The 7,250-nt window shown below is 63.2% G+C and carries 7 protein-coding genes; 1 reads left to right on the top strand and 6 read right to left on the bottom strand.

The genetic code is table 11. The features are described from left to right. Positions 1 to 191: helix-turn-helix domain-containing protein (locus AC1DY5_RS35050; RefSeq protein ID WP_478119025.1), on the bottom strand; the 191-nt coding region annotated here is incomplete at its 3' end. Positions 192 to 686: 495 nt separating this feature from the next. Between AC1DY5_RS35050 and AC1DY5_RS35045 the strand changes: the two genes are divergently transcribed. Further along, positions 687 to 1,208, top strand: a complete 522-nt coding sequence (locus tag AC1DY5_RS35045; RefSeq protein WP_478119023.1) for an H-NS histone family protein — start codon at positions 687 to 689, stop codon at positions 1,206 to 1,208. Between the two features lie 638 nt (positions 1,209 to 1,846). Here the strand turns inward: AC1DY5_RS35045 and AC1DY5_RS35040 are convergent. The 5 genes from AC1DY5_RS35040 to AC1DY5_RS35020 form a co-directional block, all read right to left on the bottom strand. Next, positions 1,847 to 2,623, bottom strand: coding sequence for an SDR family NAD(P)-dependent oxidoreductase (locus AC1DY5_RS35040; protein WP_478119021.1), 777 nt, complete (start codon positions 2,621 to 2,623; stop codon positions 1,847 to 1,849). Positions 2,624 to 2,630: 7 nt separating this feature from the next. Next, the gene (locus AC1DY5_RS35035) at positions 2,631 to 3,602 is read right to left on the bottom strand and encodes a Bug family tripartite tricarboxylate transporter substrate binding protein (protein ID WP_478119020.1); all 972 of its coding nucleotides are present in this window, start codon (positions 3,600 to 3,602) and stop codon (positions 2,631 to 2,633) included. Positions 3,603 to 3,635: 33 nt separating this feature from the next. Beyond that, positions 3,636 to 4,565 carry a PDR/VanB family oxidoreductase gene (locus AC1DY5_RS35030; RefSeq protein WP_478119018.1) on the bottom strand — a complete coding sequence of 310 codons (930 nt, stop codon included), beginning with the start codon at positions 4,563 to 4,565 and terminating at the stop codon, positions 3,636 to 3,638. 10 nt (positions 4,566 to 4,575) lie between these two features. After that, positions 4,576 to 5,877, bottom strand: a complete 1,302-nt coding sequence (locus AC1DY5_RS35025) for a Rieske 2Fe-2S domain-containing protein (RefSeq protein WP_478119016.1) — start codon at positions 5,875 to 5,877, stop codon at positions 4,576 to 4,578. A 161-nt stretch (positions 5,878 to 6,038) separates the two neighbouring features. Further along, positions 6,039 to 7,076: a Rieske 2Fe-2S domain-containing protein gene (locus AC1DY5_RS35020; RefSeq protein ID WP_478119014.1), complete on the bottom strand. Its 1,038-nt coding sequence runs from the start codon at positions 7,074 to 7,076 to the stop codon at positions 6,039 to 6,041. Between the last annotated feature and the right edge of the window lie 174 nt (positions 7,077 to 7,250).

Genomic DNA, 7,250 nt, shown 5'->3' with positions numbered 1-7,250 from the left:
AGCCCGTACAGGCCGGTCAGCGCCAGCAACTGCTCCACGGTCAATGATGAAGGGTCTGTTTCCAACACGGACAGCCGGCTCTGGCTGATGCCAACGCGAGCACCGGCTTCGGCTTGTGTGAGCCGCTTGGCCTTTCGCGCGCTGGCCAGGAGGTGACCCAGCTGCGTTGGATTGGAGAGGAACTGTTGCATGACGGATATCCGCTAGGCAGATATTCGCATCATATCTCTCTTGCGCATAAAAAGCAAATATCTGTATGACGCATTTGTTGTGAATATGCGCCGAGGAAGTATCGGCTGCGATCCGAACGGCGCAATGCGCAGCCGTCGGCGCACACCTCCTTGATGTCCGCGTGCGCCGCGCTCGGCAGCTCAATTCATGTTGCAACTTCACATGGGCAGATTGGCGCAAGCGTTGGCTGGTGGCAGTGTCCGGTCGGAGCGGATTCCGTGCCAAGTTGCCCATCGACGTTCAGGTCCAGCAGACCTACAGTCCCCAGCAGAATGGAGATGCGCGTTTATGCGCGTTGAACAATGATAAGACGGGATCGGCAATAAATGCATGGACAACAAAATCATCTGTTCGTCGTCGGTCAATTGAGGCCCAGATGGTTAATTTCGCCTCTCAGTGGCAGAATCGCTCCCCGAGAGACCCCGTACTCTCACCCCTGAACTACAAAGCAAGCAATGGCACAAACCTATAAGCAGATCCAAGAGCAGATCGAGCAACTCCAGCGCCAGGCAGAAGCATTGCGTGGCAGTGAGATCAAAGGCGTCGTTGATCGCATCAAGGTTGCGATCGCGCACTACGGCCTGACGGCCGCCCATCTGGGTCTTGATTCCGCGCCGAGCAAGGCCGCCAGGAAGAAAAGTACAAAGTCCTTTGACCAGTTCAGTGATGGCGCCGGCAATGTGTGGTCAGGCCGTGGCCCGCGTCCGCGTTGGCTGCGTGATGCCCTGACTGCGGGGCGGTCGATCGACGAATTCCGGGCAGGTTCGGGGACCTCGTCAAAATTAGCTTCCGCGATTGGTCGATTGGAAGGTGCATCTCCGGCGAGCAAAGCGCCGGCCAAAAGGGCCAAGCGAGCACCCTCGAAGGTCACCTACAGCGACGGCGCTGGCAATTCGTGGACCGGCCGCGGTCCGAAGCCTCGGTGGCTGAAGGCTGCCATCGACAGCGGCAAGACGATTCAGGATTTCGTGAAGTAAGCCTGCACTGGAAACTGGGGGTAGTTCGGGGGGACCACCCTCGGTCGTGGGCACCAAACGGTCCATCGCCTGCGGTGTAGTTCGCGTGTTCAATTTAGCTTACTGTCCGTTCACTGCTGGATGGCCTTCGTGGCGCGCTCGCCGAGATGCTGGCTTTGCCAAGACTGTAGGGCGTCGGCGTCTTGGATGTGGGCATGGAATCCACCCGATGCTGTGGGGCAAACGGGGGCGCCGTCTCCAGGGCTCGCACAATGCGCGGCTCGGAAGGGAGAGACCCCATCGGAGCGGCGTCGAGAAGCGGGGCGCGAAGCTCCTCATTATTCAACGTCTTACGCAGCCCTTGCGTGCTTGGACTCGCGAAGTATCGAATTTGGTTTGCATGCATGATGCTTTCACGTTGGGCCTCTCGTGAGTGGGGTGGAAGTTCGTTTGGTCACAAACTTTTTACCCTACGCATCGGGATGGCTCAACGCCTTCTATCTCCGTCTTGGACAAGAGTGGGTTGTTCTATAGGAATCATGCTTCGTCGACCGGCCGGCGTAGCTACCACCTATTGAGTCGCGGGAGAACTGCGAAATTGGTCGCGCCGATTCGTCAAAATGCAGGATTGGTGCTATCGCGGCCTCGGTGCTTATTGTCTAGCGCATGAAGAGGCCGCCATTCAGGTCCAAGGTTGCTCCAACGAAGAAGCCCCCTTGATCTGAAGCCAGCAAGGCGACGGCGGCTGCCATCTCGGACGCCTCCGCGAAGCGGCCAATCGGAACGAGCTTTTCAATGCGCGCCACCTGCTCTTCGGACAGGCGTCCTTTGGCTGTGGAGATCGGTCCGGGCGAGATGGCATTCACCGTCACGCCGCTGCCCGCGAGTTGCTGCGCAAAATACTTCGACAGCATGATGGCGCCGGCCTTGGCCGCCGCATAGTGGGCCGAGGCCACCGTACCGCCGTTCTGGCCTGCGAGCGAGGTCACGTTCACAATCCGTCCGTAACCGTTGGCGCGCATGTGCGCCGAGAAGACCTGGCAGCTCAGGAACACGCTGCGCATGTTGATCGCCACGATTTCGTCGAACTCCTCGGGCGTGATGTCCTCCACCGGCGTTCGCTTGGCATAGCCGGCGTTGTTGACCACGATGTCCACCTGTCCCCAGGCTTCGGCGATTCGGTCGCGCGCTGCTCCGAAGGCGTCTTTTCGGCGCACGTCCAGCGTCAGTGCCATCGCCGTGTCGCCCGAGGCGTCGAGTGAACGGGCGACTTGCAGCGCTGCTTCGCCATCGACGTCGCTGACCGCGACCCTCGCGCCCGACACATGAAAAAGGCGCGCGATCGCCTCTCCCACACCGCGTCCTGCCCCGGTGACCAGGACCGAGCGGCCGTCGAAATTGAAGCTCACACCTTGAGAAGGGTTGTTCGTTTGCATTCGCACCTCAGAGCTTGATGTTGTTGTTGGCGATGATCGGCTTCCACTGAGCAAGTTCTCGCTGGATCACGGACGCCATCTCGTCGGGGGAACTGCTGCGAGGCTCGGCCATCTTGTCCTCGATCAGCTTGCGCACCTCGGGCTTCGCCACGGCAGCAACGATCGCTTCGTTCAGGCGCCGCACGACGGCGTCCGGCGTGCCCTTAGGTGCCAGAACGCCAAACCAGGCGTTGCTTTCGAAGCCCGGGACGACTTCGCTGATGGCCGGCACGTCCGGCATCCAACTTAGTCTTTTGGGCGTGGCGACCGCGAGATAGCGGGCCTTGCCGGAGGCCACCACGGCTGTGGCGTCCAGCGGATTGAACCAGCCCGCTTCGACTTCGCCGCCGAGAATCGCCGCGCTCAAGGCGGAGCCGCCGCCGTATGGCACGTGCTGCATGCGAAGTCCCGCGGCTTCGTTGAAGTATTCGCCGGTGAGATGCGCCATCGATCCCGTGCCGACCGATCCGAAGTTCAGATCGTGCTTTTTCGCATAGCCCAAGAACTCCTTCAGGTCGCGAGGCGCGAGCGAGTTGGACGCGACGAGTGCCAGCGGCACCAGCGCGACCGTCGAGATGGGACGGAAGTCGGCCTGCACGTCGTAGGGCAGCTTGCGCAACAGCGAGGTCACGGCGCTCGGCCCCGAGTTACCGAACACCAGGGTGTAGCCATCCGGCGTGGCACGCGCCACGATCTCGGTGCCGATCGATCCGCCTGCACCCACCTTGTTGTCGACGACCACGGGCTGGCCCAGCATCTCCGACAAGGGCTGCTGAATCGCACGGGCCAACTGGTCTGTGCTGCCGCCCGCCGTGAATGGAACAACGAGCTTGATGGGGCGCGAGGGCCAGGTCTCCGCGGCATGGACACCTGGCAGTGCCGAGCCCAGGATGCCTGCCGACATGAGCTGCAGCATGCTGCGGCGTGAACAGTGATTCATTGTTGTCTCCTTCTTGGCAGGTACGGCCTGCTGCTAGATATCAAGGGTGAGGGTGGGTGTGCGGGCGCCCGAGCAGCAGGTCATCACGGCGTTGTTCGCGTCCTTTTCCGCTGGGGTCAGGAACTGGTCCCGATGGTCCGGCACACCGTCGAGGACGCCGACCCGGCAGCTTCCGCAGACACCCTCGTAGCAGGCGAAACCCACGTCGACGCCCGCGCCCAGCAGCGCGTCGAGCATGGTCTCGCCGGCGGCCACCTCGATCACCTTGTTGCTGCGCCGAAGCTGCAGCTGGTAGCCGCCATCGCAGGCGACCTTGGCGTCCGAGGCGAAATATTCGAAGTGCATCCGCTCGCCCAGGCAGCCGCCGTGCTCGCGGAATGCGGAAAGCATGCCGGCGGGTCCGCAGCAGTAGACGTGGGCATCTGAAGGTGTCGAGGCAATCAGTGCCTTCAGGTCGAGCCGGGCCGTGGAGGGCTCGTCGTCGATGGTCAGCTGCACGTTCGGAAGCGCCTCCAGGCGCTCGAGGAAGGCGGCGCGGTTGCGGCTGCGCACCGCATAGTGCAATTCCCAGGAACGCCCGAGTCCCTTGAGTCGCTGCATCATCGACAGCATGGGCGTGATGCCGATGCCGCCGGCAATCAGGACCGAGTGGCTCGCGCCCTCGTGCAGCTCGAAAAGATTTCGAGGCTCCGAGACCTCGATGACCTGTCCCGGTCGCCAGAGCTCGTGGATGTGCTGAGATCCGCCGCGGCTTTCGGGATCGAGCTGCACGCCGATCTCGTAGGCATCCCGCTCTGCCGGGTCGTTCAACAGGGAGTAGCTGCGCTTCAATCCCGGATGCAACGTGACCTCCACGTGCGCTCCCGCGGTGAAAGAAGGCAGGCTTTCGCCACGAAGCGGCTCCAGGCGGAAGCCGAGGATGTGATCGGCTTCCCAGCGTGCGGAACGGATTCTCAGCTGCATGACGCGCTCCTTAAGCGGTGGCTTTCCAGCGCACGGCCTTCTCCAGTTGCTCCTGGTAGGCCTGTTCGAGCGGCACGGTGGGGTCGTGCAGGAAGGAGCCGGCCCGCGCGCCCATGAAGACGTTCGGCTGGTTCGCGCCGGGCGGCAGGATGCCCTTTTCGCGCCACGCGCGCGCGGCCATCAACACGATGCGACGGGTGCGCGCGATCATCTGATCGGTCGGCGCCAGATGCTCGTGGTCGTGGTCCGTGATCGGGCCCATGCTTTCCGTGACCGCCTGGTCCTGGATCGTGATGTTGGCGATGCCGGTGTATTGCGTTCCGTCGCGCTGCGACTCGCGATCGATGCCCCAGTCGTTGTGCTGGCGGTCGCGGCAGCGCCAGCGGCCATACCAGTCGGTGCTGTTGGGCTCGTAGACGAACTTCTCGTACAGGGGCTCGCCGTTCTTGCGCTTGGAGATGTAGGCGGGGTTGCCTTCGTCGATGCCGCCCGAGATATCGAACAGCATGCTGTGCTCATCGTCCATCGGCACCCAGGCGCGGGCGATGGCGCGGGTGGCGAAGCGGGCGTTTGGCGTCTGCGTCCAGAACGGGAACATGAAATGGGCGACGCGCCAGGACATGTTCCCGTCCTCGCTGGGACGGTAGCCGCCGTACATCGCGCCCCAGTCGGTGTTGCGAACCTCGTACTCGGGCGTCCGATTGACGACGGTCGGGCGCATCGGGTGGTCTTCGGGAAGATCGTCCGGACTCAGCATGCCCACGTGCAGGAAGCCGACGTGGGAGGTGTCGATGTCACCTTCGAGCGCCTGCAGCCAGTTGCATTCGCGTTGGAGGCACCACACCTCCGCATCGGGGATCAGGTTGGCCTCGATGTTGGGCAGCGGTGGCGGCGCGGCCTGCTCCTTGCCCATGTACACCCACACCAGGCCATTGCGTTCCGCCGTACGGTAGGCCTTCGCGTGCACCTTGTCCTTGAAATCCTGGCGCACGGGCACGTTGGGCATGTCGACGCAATGGCCGTCGACGTCGAACTTCCAGCCGTGGTAGACGCACCGTATGCCGCTTTCTTCGTTGCGCCCGAGGAACAGGGAAGCGCAGCGGTGCGGGCATCGATGGTCGAGGATGCCGACGCGGCCTTCGCTGTCCCTGAAGGCGATCAGCTTCTCGCCGAGCAGCATCAGACGCACGGGCTCGCCGACCTTCTTTACCTCGGAAGACATCGCGGCGGGCATCCAGTACTGCCGCATGAATTCGCCCATGACCGTGCCGGGCCCTACGCGTGTCAGGTCGACACTCTCTTCGTGTTTCATCTCGTCTCCATGTACATTGCGGCGGAGGCCGCGGGATGTGAAGCCGGGTCGGATTCGCCCTCGGCAGGACCGGGGTGGGTGGCCAGCGCAAGGCGTCGGCCACCGGTCGCGGCGGCGCTGCCGCTCGCGGTCGTTGCTTCGGTGGTGGCCCGTGCCCTTGGCTAGGCCATCGACACGGCTTCGTTCTTCTTCATGCCGTCGAGCAGCATGCGTGCGCGGTTCACCGCGCCGTCGCTCGCGATGGCCACGAAGCGCATGTCGGGCGTGTCGTTGATGCGCCTCTGCTGCGCCTCGAGGGCGCGCTCGTCTTCGCAGATGGTCTCGTAGAACTGGTCGAACAGCTTGTCGGGCACGCCCGACTCGGCCGGCGCGTTGGTGCAAATCGTCCAGATGTAGTGGGTCGTGGTCTCGGTCTCGGGCGTCACACCGTGCACGTTCAGCAGCACGAAGCCGTTGTCGCGGCGGCCTTCGTAGGCACCGGTTCCGACGTCGCAGGCGCCGGCGTTCACTCGGAGCACGTTGCCGGTGCCAGGCTGGTACTCGACCATCTGCCAGCGGTCGACGTTGCCCTTGAATCCACCGGCGGCGATGTAGGTCTTGGGCGGCACCGAATCGGGCATCTTGCGCAGCAGCGTCACCTTGTCGCCGTCGAAGTCGACGGACACGTTGGCGCTGAAGTGCGTCTGCGGATTGCCGCCGATGGTGTTGGCGTGGATGTAGGCGACGTGCGTCAGATCGAGGATGTTGTCGACCAGCAGTTGCCAGTTGGACTTGACGTGCATCGTGTAGGGACGCCAGCTCCAGGCCGGATCCCTGTGCTCGGGGTTGCGCATGATCAGATCCGTATCCGCCTTGTCCGGGTCGCCCATCCAGATCCAGATGAACTCGTCGCGCTCGCAGACCGGATAGGCGCGCACATTGGCGGCGAGCGGAATGCGCTCCTGCCCCGGGATGCGAGCACAGGCACCGGTTGGATGGAACTCCACGCCGTGATAGGGGCAGCGGATGACTTCCCCGTCGACGTGYCCCTCGCTCAGGGGCATCGCGCGATGGCTGCATCGGTCGGTCAGCGCGCTGAGCACGCCGGACGCGGTTCGGAACATCACGACGGGTTCGCCGAGGAAGCGGCGGGCCAGGCATTTTCCGGGTTGGAGGTCGGCCGAGAATCCGGCTACGTACCACATGTTTCGCAGGAACATCTTGTCTCCGTGGGCTGTCGATCGTGAATGCGCCGTTGTCGTGGGTCCGGCGTCAATGCGATCGATGTTAGGGACGGACCGGCGGCAGCGGGATTCAATCGGGTCTACTGCCATTCAATTTCCGGAAGTCTTCTTCGGCGTCGTCTATAGTTGCCGATGACCAGCCCGCTCGAG

The sequence above is a fragment of the Variovorax sp. P4_D9 genome (assembly GCF_056401695.1).
This window is presented reverse-complemented; position numbering and strand designations above follow the sequence as displayed.